A 15,192-nucleotide genomic window follows, 5' to 3' on the forward strand; every position below is an offset into this window, starting at 1 on the left:
AGATAGGGAATGGATAGTGGTTTGGCAAATTGATCAAAAAACAAATGCCGGGTTTAGGCCCGGCATTTGTTTTTTTAATGTGCTCTGACTATAGCGTTAGTTTAAAATCTGCTTCTTGCGTATCGCGCGAGTTCGATCCTACAAACACCTTGAAATCGCCAGGTTCGCTGGTAAATTTCATGTTGGCATCGTAAAATTTAAGGTCGTCGTTTGTTAAAGTAAACTTAATCTCTTTCGATTCGCCTTTTCGCAAAAATACTTTCTGGAAGTTTCTCAGCTGCTTCATTGGGCGGGTTACAGAACCTACCACATCGCGAATGTACAGTTGCACCACTTCTTCGCCATCGTAACTACCGGTATTAGTAACGGTTACGCTTACGTTCAACTTATCGGTAGCTTTAATGGTCTTTTTATCCAACACCGGTTGGGTATAGGTAAATGTAGTATAGCTTAAGCCATAACCGAACGGATAGAGTGGGTCGTTTGAAATATCCAGGTATTTTGAAGAGTATTTATTGTTTGGATCTGCCGGGCGACCGGTTTTTTTCATATCATAATAAAGCGGGATCTGCCCTACGCTGCGCGGGAAAGTAATGGTTAACTTACCTGCAGGATTGTAGTTACCAAACAGTACATCGGCAATAGCATTACCTGCTTCGGTACCTGCAAACCAGGTTTCGAGTATAGCCGGGAAATGCGCGTCCTCCCAGGTTAGCGTTAAGGGCCGGCCGTTCATCAATACTAAAACTACTGGTTTACCCAATGTATATATTTCCCGCATCAGGCGTTGCTGACTTTCCGGGATGCTGATGTCAGAGCGGCTGGCAGCTTCACCCGTCATGCCTTGTGACTCGCCTACTGCCAATACAATTACATCGGATTTACGGGCTGCATCCATGGCCTGTTTTAACAAAGCCTCCGGATCATCGTTAACCAACTCACCGCCCTGGCTGTTCATTTGGGCTACAATAGATTTGTCATCGCTGAAGTTTGCGCCTTTAGCATAGTTAACTTCTACGCCCGAACCCGCTACCGCCTTAATACCGTCTAATAAGGTAACTGATTTATGCCAGTCGCCCGCACCAGACCAATTACCGATCATATCTCTCTGATCATTAGCCAACGGCCCGATCAGCGCAATTGAACCCGATTTTTTCAATGGCAATACTTGCTGATAATTTTTTAACAACACCATTGATTTGCGTGCAATATCGCGGGCTGCGTCTAAATTGGCAGCGCTCATGATCTCGGTTTTAGCACGGTCTTCATTGCAATATTTGTAAGGGTCTGCAAACAAGCCCAGTTTGTACTTGGCTTCTAATACACGGCGCACAGCTTCATCAATAGTTTGCACTTTCACCTTGCCCTCGCCTACTGATTGCTTTAAGTATTTGGCAAACACCGAACCCTGCATATCCATATCGATGCCTGCGTTAATGGCGGCTTCGCCGGCTTCTTTTTCGTTGGCTACGTTACCGTGGTTCACCATTTCGTTAATGGCGGTATAGTCGGTAACTACAAAACCGTCGTATTTCCATTGTTTTTTAAGCACATCGGTAACCAGCCATTTGTTGGCGGTTGAAGGCACACCTGCAATTTCATTAAACGAGGTCATAAAACTGCCTACACCCGCATCTACCGTTGCTTTAAACGGCGGCAAAATAGTTTCCCATAAGGTACGCTGACTAACATCAACCACGTTGTAATCGCGGCCGCCTTGTATAAAACCATAACCGGCAAAGTGCTTGGTACAGGCCATAACGGTAGTGCCATCAAAGCTCGCTCCCTGAAAACCTTTTACGCGGGCTTTGGCAATCTGGCTGCCCAGCCAAACATCTTCGCCAGCGCCTTCGGCAATACGTCCCCAGCGTGGATCACGGGCTATGTCAACCATTGGGGCAAATGTCCAGTGCAAGCCATCTGCCGATGCCTCTGCCGCGGCAATATGCGCGCTCTTTTCCATGGCAGCCAAATCCCAGCTCGAGCTTTCGCCAAGTGGAATAGGAAATATCGTTTTGTGACCATGGATTACATCGTACCCAAAAATAAGCGGGATATGCAAACGGGTATTCTTAACGGCCATCTCTTGCAACTGGCGGGTATAGGCCGGCGTGTAGGCATTAAATATGGAGCCTACCATCCCTTTTTGGATATCTTCTTTGTAACCCGCGCGGATACTTGGGCCGGTTAGGGCCATATCGCTGGTGTACTGGGTAAGCTGACCTATCTTTTCATCCAGCGTCATTTTTTGCATCAGGCTGCTCACAAACTGATCCATTTTGCTTTGCGGGGCGGCCTTTTTGGGTTGAGCAAAGCCGCTAAGGGTAATCGCCGTTGCAACAAGTGCACAGCTGATTTTTCTGTAGTACATGGTTTTAATTTAAGGCGTTTATTGGTTGATATGGTATGTGCTGCTCTGAAAATCGAGTTTCTTTAAACCCTGCTGAACTTCGGGACAGCTCATAAATAAGTTCCAGATCAGGCCACTGCGATAATTTTCGATCATCACAACGATTGGCCCCTGATCGATTGCAAGATACGATTTTGCATACCAATTTTTACTCTCATTAAATGCGTCAGTAAAACCGTATTCGCCCCATATTTTATCACCCAAATCATAGTAAAAATGGCGCAATGCTTTCATCGAATATTCGGGGGTATAAGGCATGGCCGAAAGTGCTGCCGTCGGTGTAATTACCCCCAGATCATTAGTAGGCGAATGCGCGTTATAGCCTTCATGATTATCGCTTGCCGTAAGTCCCCAGCAATCTTGCCCGTAGCCTTTAAACTTCTTGGGATTATCCACACAATAATCATGATTGATAAGTGTATGGTTTAGGTTCTGTTCCCAATAATCTGCATAGCGATCTTTCAACCCTTTAGGGTTTAAGCCCAAAAATGAGTAATGGGTATAAAACAATGGGCCGCCATAGTCAAAGCCCAATGGCAGCACATGACCATAAAAAGTTTTCCCATTTTTAAAGAAATCGCTCTGGGCCCAGCCCCGATGATAAACTTCGGGGTTAACCGGGTAACGCTCGCCAGATGCAGCCAACACGTAAGTAATTAAACACTCATTAAATCCGCGTAGCGGGAAATTCATAGCCCAGCCATTGTTTGGCGACCAATGCCAGTACAGCACATCCCTACCATCGCGGGTAAACCAGTTCCATTCTATCTCGCCCCACATCCAGTTAATCACATCGCGTATATGGCGTTCTTTATCGTTATCTGCATTATAATATTGGCGTGCGCACAACAAGCCCTGAAATAGAAAAGACGATTCTACCAAATCGGCACCATCATCTTTACGACTAAAGCGAATTACCTTACCGGTTGCCCCATCCATCCAATGAGGGAACACACCGTGGAAGGAATCAGCCTTATACAGGAAATCAACGATCTTCAGCATACGGTCAACTGCCTGGTCGTGGCTTATCCATTTGCGTTTGTCGGCCACAATCATTGCCATTATCCCAAAACCCGAGCCCCCGGTGGTTACCACTTCGTTGCCATAATTATAGGCTACGTTGCTGCGCTCGCGGGCGAGGCCGCTTATGGGGTGACCAAAATCCCAAAAGTAGCGGAACGTCTGGCGTTGAACTACATCGAGCAGCGCGCTGTCCGACAATCCTTTAATAATCCCTACCGGCTTAATAACTTCTGCATTTGCAGTAGCTTGTTTCTTTTGTGCTACGGCCCCTAAAACAACCGCGAGCAGGGCGAGGGTTGTAAATATCTTCTTCATCGCTTTTAAAATAGTAATCGCTTACATGCTCATTAATTTCTGCATGTAAGCGATTTTAGTGTATGTGTGCTAATTAATAGCCCGGATTTTGTGTAAGGCGGTTACCGCTCAAATCTATCTGTTGTTGCGGTATAGGAAACAGCGCATAGGTAGAACTCCAGGTCTTGCCGTGAGCAGTGAATGCTGCGGCCGCACGACCGGGTTGCACGGCATCCTGACGAACCAAATCAAAGAAGCGATCATGCTCTTCGGCCATTTCCATACGGTGTTCATGCCAGATAGATGCTAGATTGATACCCGCGGCAGGCATAGCAGGCAACCCAGCGCGTGTGCGCAACATGCCAATATCGGTAGTGGCATCGCCCACCTTACCCAGCTGGAACGCAGCTTCGGCATGGATTAACAGTACCTCGCCATAACGTAAAATACGAAGTTGTTTAGGCAGGTGATCGGTATTACCGCTACAGTTTCTTTCTTGCGTACGGCTGTGGTAGGCTTTGTAGCTATAGGTTGAGTTTTGTACCGAGTCCTGACTTGGGATACGGAAACCATCAAATAACCTTGTGCCAGTAGGTGTGATAAAAATAATGGTACCGGTTTTGCGTACGTCGTTGGCTTCGTATTCGTTAATTAAACTTGTAGACGGATTATTAAACCCAAACCCCAAATCCGACCACCCGAATTTACCTCCGGCACGCGGTCCTTGCGACACGGTATAAAGGTTTGGCCCCGAAGTACAATCCTGGTTAATACCTGCCTGAATCTCAAATATCGATTCGGCATTATTAATACCGCCGTCACCGTTTACAGCATTTTCTCTCCAGATTAATGAGTAATCTTTCACCAGACTGTATTTGCCACTTGCTATAACAGCTTGCGACAGGTCATAAGCTTTTTGATAGTCTTTGCGATACAAGTAAACCTTGGCCTCTAAAGCCTGTGCAGCACCCTGGGTGGCGCGGCCAACATCAGTAGCGCCTTTAAGTGGCAGGTTGGCTACGGCAAAATCCAAATCGCTGATGATTAGTTTATAGATATCATCTACCGAGGCACGGGTTTGGTATTTACTGTCATTGGCCTCGGCGGCAGTAGGTACGTGGTCTAACAAAGGTACACCACCAAAAAAGCGCACCATGTTAAAGTAAAACCAGGCACGTAAAAACTGTGCTTCACCTAACAACCTGTTTTTAGTTGCGGCATCAAACTGCGCATTTTGCAATACCCCAATAGCCTGATTAGCCCGGGCTATGCCCTGGTAGTAACCACGCCAAACGTTGTTGATGGTACCGTTAGATGGCGTTGTTTGCAGATTATCAATCTGCAACGCGTCGCCGTAATCGGTAGGTGTACTGCCTTTGTCGGCATCGTCCGATGCAATGTCGGTCATGATTACGTATTGAAAACTTTCCACATCCGGGTCGAAACCACCGGCATAGAATATATTGTAGATACCCGTTACCAGGTTTGCTGCCTGGGCCGGATCTGATGCTATCTGGTCGGCCGTAATTTGTCCTTGCGGCGCAACATCGAGGTAATTTTTACAGGCATTAATAGATACCGCTACCAGCGTGATCACAATACCTAACGTCACAAATTTTATATTAAATATCTTTTTCATCGCTTTAGCTATTAGAATTGAACATTTACACCAAATGAGAAAGTACGCACCACCGGGTAAACCGATTGGTCGATACCAGAGCCCAAAATACCTGCTGATGATACCACGTTAACCAACCCATTGGTGGTAGGCGTAGTAGGTGGAATCAACTCGGGCGATATGCCTTTGTAACCGGTAATAGTGAACAGGTTTTGTGAGGTTAAGAATACCCGCACTTTGGCTATGCCTACTTTTTTAACCATATCGGTAGGGAAAGTATATCCCAACGTAAGGTTGTTAAGCCTTAAAAAAGCACCTGATTCTATAAAGTAAGTTGACGGTGGTGTATTTGATGTAATTACGTTCGGATCTGAGGTCGATGGTCTTGATGTAGTAAATCGCGCATCTGCAAATTCCGACTCGATATTATCTCTCAGGTCGGCGCGGGCATTTCTGTTACCGTTATAGATCTTGTTGCCCCAGTTATAATAAAAATCGGCACCAAGATCAAAACTGGTGTATGTAAAACCGAAATTGAAACCTCCGTAATATTTAGGCTGGTACGAACCTGCGTAAATACGGTCGTTGGCATCAATTTTACCGTCGCCGTTGGTATCGGCATATCTTAAACCGCCTACGTGGTTGGCCTCACCAAGGTTGTTAGGCGGTGCAGCGCTAACTTCTGCCTGGTTCTGGAAAACGCCAATGGCATTCAATACATAGTAACTGGCTATAGGCTGGCCGTTATCAGTACGTGTTACATATTGGCCATTAATACCCCCACCGGTTAAATATTGTCCGCCGTTAAGCCCCGTAAGTTTATTATTATTTATACTGAAGTTAGCACCTGCGTAGTAGGAGAAATCTTTACCTATTTTGTCACTCCATTTCAAGCCAAATTCCCAGCCGCTGTTTTGGAAAGATGCTGCGTTGGTAGTATAAACCGCATCGCTGGAACCAAGGATTGCCGGCAGCGGCACCTGAATTAGTGCGTCTTTCACCTTTTTCTTGTAATAATCTACCTCACCGGTTAATCGGTTGTTCAACACGGCATATTCAAAACCCAAATCCAGCTGATCGGTAATTTCCCAATGCAGGTTAGGATCTTTGATCTGTTGAATGGCTGTACCTTCTGTTAATTGCCCACTGTAATAATATGGCAGGTTTGAGGTAGCCGTTACGATGTATAAACTCGAAGGGATGTTATCATTACCTAACTGGCCATAGCTACCACGAAGTTTTAAGTAATTAAAGATCTTCTGATCCTTCATAAAATCCTCTTCGGATATTACCCAGCCCGCGCCTACGGTATAAAAGTTGCCCCACTTTTCTGAGAACTTGGAGCTACCGTCGCGTCTGAACGATCCGGAGATAAGGTACTTGCCACCATAGTCGTAATTAGCCCGGGCTATGAGCGATTGGCGGGTGTACTTATCGCCATTATTTGCGATTGCGGTAGATAAACTTGGATCGCCAAGATCGAGATACCATTGGTCTGATATCGGCGGCACATTTAGCCTCGTGCCATTAATATAACTGTACCTGAATTTTTCACTGGTGTAACCACCCAGTACAGTAACGTGGTGTTTGTCAAACCGTTTATCATACGTTAAAGTATTATCCCAGTTGTAATTGTAGGCATTATCTTGTTGGATAAATAGTGAACTATTATCCTGGCGCTGGTTACCGCCTCCTGTAGTGAAAGTCCCGGCATCGGCACCAAATTTATACAAGTAATTACGCTGATTGTCCCAAACACCATCAACGTTAAAGGCGGTGTGGAATTTTAACGATTTAAGGATGTCATAATCCAAAGCTACATTGCCCTGTACCCTGTTAGCCCCTGTGTAATTATTAGCTTTATCCAGTTGCACCAGTGGGTTACCTACGTTGCCCCAGGCAGAGGTATTACCATATAAGCCGTTAGCGTCCTGCCCTATTACAATAGGTGCTGCCCGGTAAACGTTACCAAAAATACTAGAAGCGCTGATGGGATTCTCTACTGAACGGGTTAACGATAATTGCTCGGTAAACTTCAATTTCGAGGTGATATTGACGTCGTTATTGGCCCGCAAGGTAAATCTGGAGAAATCATTGGTTTTGGTGATACCCTGATCGTCCAGATAACTGGCACTTACAAAGTAGGTATTGTTATCGCCACCGCCCGACAGGGAAATATTATGGTTCATGGTGAAGCCTTTTCTCAAAACCTCGTCATACCAATTTGTGGTACCCGGAAAGGTTAGCGGAGGGGCGTTGGCTGCCAGAGCCGATGGGTTAACATCTGTTTCGTAACCCAGATACTGGTCGCGGTTGACCATTTTAATAGTATTGGCCGCTTCGCGAAAACCGAAATTGGCATCATACGCAATAACCGGCGGCCCTTTCTTACCTTTTTTGGTAGTGATAATAATAACACCATTGGCACCACGCACACCATAAATTGCGGCGGAGGCATCTTTTAAAACGTCGATGCTTAGAATATCATTGTTGTTTATATTACGGATATCATTTGTTAAAACCCCATCTACAACATAAAGCGGGTTAGCACCGCCCAGTATAGACCCTGTACCACGGATCCGCACCTGGGGCGAAGAGTTAGGCTGACCAGATGACAGTACCTGCACACCCGAAACCTTACCCTGCAAAGCCTGTGTAGGTGTTTGCACCGGTTGCTTGGCCAGTTGTGCTCCACTTACATTACCGATAGAACCGGTAACATCGCGCTTGCGCTGCGTGCCATAACCAATTACAACCACCTGCTGCAATTCGCGCGCCTGGGCAACCATTTTTACATCGAGGGGTTGTGCGGCAGGCTTCTCTTGTGATGCGTAACCAACGTAGGTGAACACCAATGTGGCGTTAGCCGGCGCATTAATAGAAAATGCGCCATTAACATCGGTCTGCGTTCCATTGGTTGTGCCCTTAATAGTAACCGATACACCTATCAAGGTTTCGCCTGTGGCGGCGTCGGTTACCTTGCCTTTTATGGGAGTATTTTGGGCATAGCTGTTGAGCCCCAAAAACATAAAAAGCGCCATGAATAAAAAAGTAAAAGAATGTTTCATAGTAATACACGTTTAAGTAAAAAAACCTGACGGCATTAAAAAAGAAATAGACGTAGCGAGGCGGGGTATTAAATAGCTAACAAGAGCCATCAGTAATTAGGGAAACAGCAATTTGAGGGGAATGTTTAGGTTATTTTTTGTGAAAATTTCAAAATTACCGTTATACGACAAAAGCCTGTCGTGAATTGACAGGCTTTTATTTATCGGTATAAATTATTGCGTATTTCTTATTCAGCAAGCTGAACTTTTGCTTTTTTGGGAGCTACCGGTTGCGGCACTTTTACGTAGTAGCCGGTGCCATCGTATTCTCGCTTGCGAGGATGCGTTTGGCAGGCCTCACTGCAGCAACCATCAAGCGTGGTTCCGCACTCATCACATTGGGTAAAATGCTCGTTGCACTCGGGATTAGCGCAATTGATCATTTTTTCGGTATGCTTACCGCAGTTGTAGCAAACAGAAACGGTAACCGGGTTAACCGAATTTACATCAACAGATAAACGGTTATCAAACACATAGCATTTGCCTTCGAAATCTTCGCCGCCTGCTTCTTTACCGTATTTAATAATACCGCCGTGTAACTGGTAAACATCTTTAAAACCTTCATGCAGTAACAAGGCTGAAGCTTTTTCGCACTTAATCCCACCGGTGCAATAAGTCAGGATCTTTTTATCCTTGTATTGTGCGAGTGCATTTATTTGCGCCGGGAAATCGCGGAAATTATCGATATCTAAAGTAACCGCGTTTTTGAAACGGCCTAGAGAGTGTTCATAATTAGAGCGCACGTCTAAGATCACTACATCCTCGTCATCCTTCATTGCCAAAAAATCTTTCGGCTCCAAATGCTTACCTGTTTGTACCTGCGGGTTAATCATGTTAGGATCACGTAAGCCAGAGTGCACAATTTCGCTTTTGTAGCGCACATGCATTTTCACAAACGAAGGCTGGTCTACATCATCAATTTTAAACTCGGTTTTGGCAAAGCGCTCGTCAGCATGCACAGCAGTCATATAGGCTTCGCAAGCTTCTTTAACGCCCGATACGGTACCGTTAAGGCCTTCGTCGGCAACAATAATACGGCCGGTTAAGCCCAGGCTTTTACAAAATTTAAGATGGTCTGCGGCAAATTGCTCCGCCTCTGCTATTGTTGAATAACAATAGTATAGTAGTGTTTGGTATTGTGTCATTACTTACATTGATGCTGCTGCAAACAGCGTTAAATGAGGCGCAAATTTAAGAAAAAAGTCTGAAAATCGGAAAGATCGGATGTGTGACAGTTTTGAATGGCTGTTCCGAGTAACCATACTTAACTTAATCTGTAATTGCATGCAACGTAAATCCGTTTCAATCTGTCATACAAATAATTACTATCTTTCATTACTATCAGTTTCATAAAAACTATGAAAAACAAATCGATCTTATTTACATGCCTGTTGTTGTTAGCGACATCGGCAACTTTCGCACAGCTAAAAAACGCAGTTATTATTCGCGATACCATTTACTCCAATTCGCTGCAAGAAAAACGGCCTTTAGAAATTGTGCTACCTGCCGATTATGGCACCGCGCCAACTAAAAAGTACGATGCCACCTACGTTACCGATGGCGAGTGGAACACACAGATTGTAACCAATATAGATCGCTTTCTGGAAATACAATTTATACCATCTAACATTATTGTAAGCATACCCAACCTATACAAAGATGGGCGGAACATGCGCGAACGCGATTTTACGCCAACGCATATAAATGATGCGCAGGTATCGGGCGGGGCGGAAAAATATCTGGCATTTTTGAAAAATGAGTTAATGCCATACATCAATCAAAAATATCGCACCAGCGGCATGAATACCCTTTATGGTAGTTCGCTGGCAGGGATATTTACCATGTACGCCATCATAAAAGAACCGCGCTTGTTTCAATCGTACCTGCTGGCCGATCCGGCACTTTGGTGGGACAACGGCTATGCTTTTAAATTGGCCGATGAAAATCTGAGCAAACTAAACCTTACGGACATTACCATGTTGATGACCGGCCGTGAAGGGCCGGCGGCCGTAAGTATGGGTATTGTTAAAATGGATTCTATATTAAAGCAAAAAGCGCCAGCCGGTTTGCATTGGAAAACAATGTACTATCAGGATGAAACCCATAATTCGATGATATTCAGAACTCTGTATGATGGATTGAAATATACTTACTATGGTTATAGCAAAGAACCTTTTGAGTTTCACCCGGAGAATGGCATCATGTTGAACAACAAACCCATCAAGATCAATTTTAACGGCGACCTGGTTAAGGACCTCCGTTACACTACGGATGGCAGCCAGCCTACCGCTGCGTCTGCGTTAATAATTAATAAAACCCTCACATTGCAGCAGCCCGCCAAGTTGATTATTAAAGCCATGAGCAACCGCCCGGGATATGATCAACAAGATACCGCCAATTTTATAGCCGGTACGACTTTAGCTGCAAAGCCGCAAACAAAAGGACTTACGCCCGGTGGCTGGAGCTATGCCTACTACGAAGGCAACTGGGACCGCCTACCCGATTTTAAAAAACTTAAACCGTTGCAAACGGGCAAGGCTGATAAAGATTTCGATCTGATGAAACTGCCCAAACACGAAAATTTTGCCTGCGTTTTATCCGGGCAAATTGAGGCCAGGTCCGAAGGTTATTACATCTTCGGCATCGATAGCGACGATGGTTCTAAACTTTATATTGACGATAAGTTGCTTATAGACTATGACGGCTTACACCGCAGCGGCAATTTTAAATCGTATGTATTGCCGCTTGCTAAAGGCTTTCACAATTTCAGGTTAGACTACTTTAAGAAAACAGGCACACCTACATTGCGAATTTTATGGGCTACGCCCGATAATGAAGATGGAGAGCCTTTGCCGCTATCGGCCCAATACGGTAAATAATACCGGGGAGGCGTATTACAGCTGTAAAAAGCTGTTTGATGCAATTTTGTGATCATATAAACATTACCACTACCTTATTAATAGTTAGTAATGCTTAATTTTGCCTGCTCAAAATTATAACGCTATGTACGATACCCTGAAGCCTGTACTGCAGCAGGAACTTGCCCAGATAGAAGAAGCCGGATTATATAAAAGAGAACGCATTATTACCTCGCCGCAAGGTGCCGATATTACGGTACAGGGTGGCCAGGAAGTAATTAACTTTTGCGCCAACAATTACCTTGGCTTATCCGGTCACCCCAAAGTGATCGAAGCTGCAAAAAAGGTGATGGATACACATGGTTATGGCCTGTCGTCGGTAAGGTTTATCTGTGGTACACAGGATATCCATAAAGAACTGGAAGCTAAAATCGCTGACTTTTTAGGCACAGAAGATACCATACTTTATGCCGCGGCATTTGATGCCAATGGCGGTGTGTTTGAACCTCTGTTCAATGAGCAGGATGCCATTATATCCGACGAGCTGAACCACGCTTCTATTATAGATGGTGTACGTTTATGCAAAGCCCAGCGCCATCGTTACAAACATGATGACATGGCCGATCTGGAAGAAAAGCTGAAGGCCACGCAAAATCTCCGTCACCGTATTATCGTTACCGATGGGGCTTTCTCTATGGACGGCACTATAGCCCAGTTAGACAAAATTTGCGACCTGGCCGATAAATACAAGGCATTGGTAATGATAGACGAGAGCCATTGCTCGGGCTTTATGGGCAAAACCGGTCGCGGTACGCATGAGCACCACAATGTAATGGGCCGTATAGACATTATCACAGGCACCTTGGGTAAAGCCCTTGGCGGCGCATCTGGTGGTTTTACATCTGGTCGTAAGGAGATTATCGATATGTTACGTCAGCGTTCTCGTCCGTATCTATTCTCTAATACCCTCGCGCCAGCTATTACAGGTGCATCAATAGGTGTGTTGAACATGCTAAGCGAAACCACCGATTTGCGCGACAAATTAGAAAGCAACACTAAATACTTCCGCGAAAAAATGACCGAGGCGGGCTTCGACATCAAACCAGGTGTACACCCTATTGTACCGGTAATGCTATACGATGCTAAACTGGCCCAGGAGTTTGCCGCCAAAATGCTGGAAGAAAGCATTTATGTAATTGGCTTCTACTATCCGGTTGTTCCGCAAGGCAAAGCACGCATCCGCGTTCAGATATCTGCAGCACACGATGTTGAACATTTAGATAAAGCTATTGCTGCGTTTACCAAGGTAGGTAAGGCCTTAGAGGTGATTAAATAATTATGAGTAAATTAGCGGTTTGTAGCCGAAGCACAAATGCGCTTCAGAATAAAAAGATATAATGCAAGATCAGATCAACCAATATACTGCCGATATTGAGGCTTTTAACCCTGCTAACGCAGATGAGCTGGAAGCCTTTCGGATAAAATATTTAGGTACCAAGGGACTTATTAAGGACCTTTTTGAACAATTTAAAAGCGTTGGCCCCGAAGAAAAACGTGTGTTTGGTAAAGTGCTTAACCAGTTTAAGCAAATGGCCGAAGCTAAGTATGCAGAGCTAAAAGAAACTTTAGACGGACAACAGACAACCAATAACGGACAGCAACAAGACCTTACTTTACCAGGTAATGGTTTCGAGGTGGGTTCGCGCCACCCGCTATCGTTGGTGCAAAGCGAGATCGTTGATATATTTAAACGTTTAGGTTTCGTTGTGGCCGAAGGCCCCGAAATTGAGGACGACTGGCACAACTTCTCAGCCCTTAACTTCCCGGATGAGCACCCGGCGCGTGATATGCAGGATACTTTCTTCATTAAAAAGAATAGTGGTAAGGATGATATCGCCTTGCGTACCCACACCTCTTCGGTACAGGTGCGTATGATGGAGAACGGTAAACCACCGTTCCGCGCACTTATGCCTGGCCGCGTTTACCGTAACGAGGCTATTTCGGCACGTGCCCATTGCTTTTTCCACCAGATAGAGGGTTTGTACATCGACGAAAACGTTTCTTTTGCCGACCTGAAGCAAACGCTTTACCACTTCGTACAGGAACTATACGGCGAAGGTACCAAGGTACGTTTCCGCCCGTCATATTTCCCATTCACCGAGCCATCTGCAGAGATGGATATCTCTTGTACCATTTGTAAAGGTGCCGGTTGTAACATGTGTAAACACTCGGGTTGGGTTGAGATTTTAGGCTGCGGCATGGTTGATCCTAACGTTTTGGAAAACTGCGGTATCGACAGTAAAAAATATACCGGCTTTGCCTTCGGTATGGGTGTAGAGCGTATCACCAACCTAAAATATGTGATTAAAGATCTGCGTTTATTCTCTGAGAATGATGTACGTTTCTTAAAGCAATTTAAAACAGAAATGATATGAGGTATCGCTTAGGTATGCTGTTGATTGGCATGTTGTGTTTTGTTTCGTGCGGAAAGGATAACCAATCTACCATACCTTACGTTGCCGTAAATTTTCAGGCGCCATTATCAGATCCCCGGTTAAGCAAGCTTAACAGCATTGGCGGTGCGGTAACGGTAAGCGGCTATGGTGTAGCAGGTTTAGTGCTATACCATAGCGCGGATGGCAGCTACCATGCCTATGACCGTTGCAGCAGCTACGAGCCCGAAAAGAAATGCGCTGTTAATATAGACGATACCGGCTTTCAGGCGGTTGATCCATGCAGTGGTTCTAAATTTTCGCTGGCCGATGGCTCGCCTGTAAAAGCTCCTGCATCACGTTCATTACGGGCGTATCTGGTATCTGTGAATAATTTTACCATATTTGTGTCTAATTGATACATGGAAGCCGATAAAATAAAAGAAAGCATTAAGCGGGCTGCGCAGGAGTTGTTCCGCAAATTCGGTTATCACAAAACCAGCGTAAACGAAATTGCCAAGCGGGCTAAAATAGCTAAAGCCACCATTTACAAATACTTCGACAGCAAGGAGCAAATTTTGCATGCCTTGCTGATGGACTATATTAAGGTAAGTGTGGACGAATTGATCAATAGCGACAGCCACCAAATGGATGAGGAAGCGCACCTCACCAACTTAATTCTTAAAACAAGTCGTCTATCGTACACCATTTGCAACGAGTTTATTGGCTGGGACTTTATTCGCGAATCAACCAACTCGCAGGAATTCCTCAAAAACCTCTCTAACGAACTGGAAGAATTGCTATTAAGCTCGTTTACCAAACTGAGCGGTATGCGCAAAATGGAAAGTTATCACCAGCGCCTACGCTTCCTTATTAAATGCAGCAAGAGCATTGTATTTAGCTTTGCATTTACTTCGGTTAGTGATGCCGACGTGCGTAAAAACTTTGTATCCTTCCAAAAAGAGATTCTTCCTTATTTAGTAAAAGCAGCCATTACGGTTTAATTTTTTCCAATCTGTTTGGATTATTAATTTGCATTCAGTTACTTTGTATTGCAAAGTACTTTTAAAGTATCAAATTGAAAATTCTATTACGCCGAATAACAAGTTAGATTTCAGTGTGGCCCTACCCAACGAACCTATTTAAAATTGAATCATTAATTATCAGTCATTTACAATAAAATCACAAAATGGACTTTAATTCAAAAAAGCTTTCGTTAGTGCTTTTGGGCGCTACAGCTATCGTTTGCTCCCGAACATTGTTCTTCTTTTTTAATGATCCCGAAGGCCCGAATCTTGTAGTAGTTGGAGGGATGGCAATCGCCATATATCTGCTATCCTTTGCTGCTTACGCATTTATGCCTTCCAAAATAGAGGGACTCAAAAGGTTTTCAATAGCAGTTTGTTTGCAAATATTGGCCGTTATTGTTCTCTATTTCTTTATGAAGTAG

The 15,192-nt window shown here is 44.6% G+C and carries 11 protein-coding genes; 6 read left to right on the plus strand and 5 right to left on the minus strand.

The window, feature by feature from the left end:
• Positions 1 to 88 precede the first annotated feature (88 nt).
• From bglX to trhO, 5 genes are all read right to left on the minus strand, one after another.
• The gene (gene bglX, locus GSY63_RS02325) at positions 89 to 2,371 is read right to left on the minus strand and encodes a beta-glucosidase BglX (RefSeq protein ID WP_166584211.1); all 2,283 of its coding nucleotides are present in this window, start codon (positions 2,369 to 2,371) and stop codon (positions 89 to 91) included.
• An 18-nt stretch (positions 2,372 to 2,389) separates the two neighbouring features.
• Positions 2,390 to 3,748, minus strand: coding sequence for a glucoamylase family protein (locus GSY63_RS02330; RefSeq protein WP_166584212.1), 1,359 nt, complete (start codon positions 3,746 to 3,748; stop codon positions 2,390 to 2,392).
• A gap of 73 nt (positions 3,749 to 3,821) precedes the next feature.
• Positions 3,822 to 5,366, minus strand: a complete 1,545-nt coding sequence (locus GSY63_RS02335) for a RagB/SusD family nutrient uptake outer membrane protein (RefSeq protein WP_166584213.1) — start codon at positions 5,364 to 5,366, stop codon at positions 3,822 to 3,824.
• 11 nt (positions 5,367 to 5,377) lie between these two features.
• Positions 5,378 to 8,413, minus strand: coding sequence for a SusC/RagA family TonB-linked outer membrane protein (locus tag GSY63_RS02340; RefSeq protein ID WP_166584214.1), 3,036 nt, complete (start codon positions 8,411 to 8,413; stop codon positions 5,378 to 5,380).
• 227 nt (positions 8,414 to 8,640) lie between these two features.
• On the minus strand, positions 8,641 to 9,597 hold the full coding sequence (gene trhO / locus GSY63_RS02345) for an oxygen-dependent tRNA uridine(34) hydroxylase TrhO (RefSeq protein ID WP_166584215.1): 957 nt from the start codon (positions 9,595 to 9,597) through the stop codon (positions 8,641 to 8,643).
• A 213-nt stretch (positions 9,598 to 9,810) separates the two neighbouring features.
• Between trhO and GSY63_RS02350 the strand changes: the two genes are divergently transcribed.
• The 6 genes from GSY63_RS02350 (at position 9,811) to GSY63_RS02375 (ending at position 15,192) form a co-directional block, all read left to right on the plus strand.
• Positions 9,811 to 11,331: an alpha/beta hydrolase-fold protein gene (locus GSY63_RS02350; protein ID WP_166584216.1), complete on the plus strand. Its 1,521-nt coding sequence runs from the start codon at positions 9,811 to 9,813 to the stop codon at positions 11,329 to 11,331.
• A 124-nt stretch (positions 11,332 to 11,455) separates the two neighbouring features.
• Positions 11,456 to 12,646 carry a glycine C-acetyltransferase gene (gene kbl, locus GSY63_RS02355; RefSeq protein ID WP_166584217.1) on the plus strand — a complete coding sequence of 397 codons (1,191 nt, stop codon included), beginning with the start codon at positions 11,456 to 11,458 and terminating at the stop codon, positions 12,644 to 12,646.
• A 61-nt stretch (positions 12,647 to 12,707) separates the two neighbouring features.
• A complete protein-coding gene (pheS, locus tag GSY63_RS02360) occupies positions 12,708 to 13,745 on the plus strand; it encodes a phenylalanine--tRNA ligase subunit alpha (protein WP_208094442.1) in 1,038 nt (345 codons plus the stop codon).
• Positions 13,742 to 14,161 carry a Rieske (2Fe-2S) protein gene (locus tag GSY63_RS02365; protein WP_166584218.1) on the plus strand — a complete coding sequence of 140 codons (420 nt, stop codon included), beginning with the start codon at positions 13,742 to 13,744 and terminating at the stop codon, positions 14,159 to 14,161. The genes pheS and GSY63_RS02365 overlap by 4 nt, the downstream gene beginning before the upstream one ends.
• Before the next feature lie 3 nt (positions 14,162 to 14,164).
• Positions 14,165 to 14,746 carry a TetR/AcrR family transcriptional regulator gene (locus GSY63_RS02370; RefSeq protein WP_166584219.1) on the plus strand — a complete coding sequence of 194 codons (582 nt, stop codon included), beginning with the start codon at positions 14,165 to 14,167 and terminating at the stop codon, positions 14,744 to 14,746.
• 185 nt (positions 14,747 to 14,931) lie between these two features.
• Positions 14,932 to 15,192 carry a hypothetical protein gene (locus GSY63_RS02375; protein ID WP_166584220.1) on the plus strand — a complete coding sequence of 87 codons (261 nt, stop codon included), beginning with the start codon at positions 14,932 to 14,934 and terminating at the stop codon, positions 15,190 to 15,192.

The sequence above is a fragment of the Mucilaginibacter agri genome (assembly GCF_009928685.1).
Lineage (GTDB): Bacteria > Bacteroidota > Bacteroidia > Sphingobacteriales > Sphingobacteriaceae > Mucilaginibacter > Mucilaginibacter agri.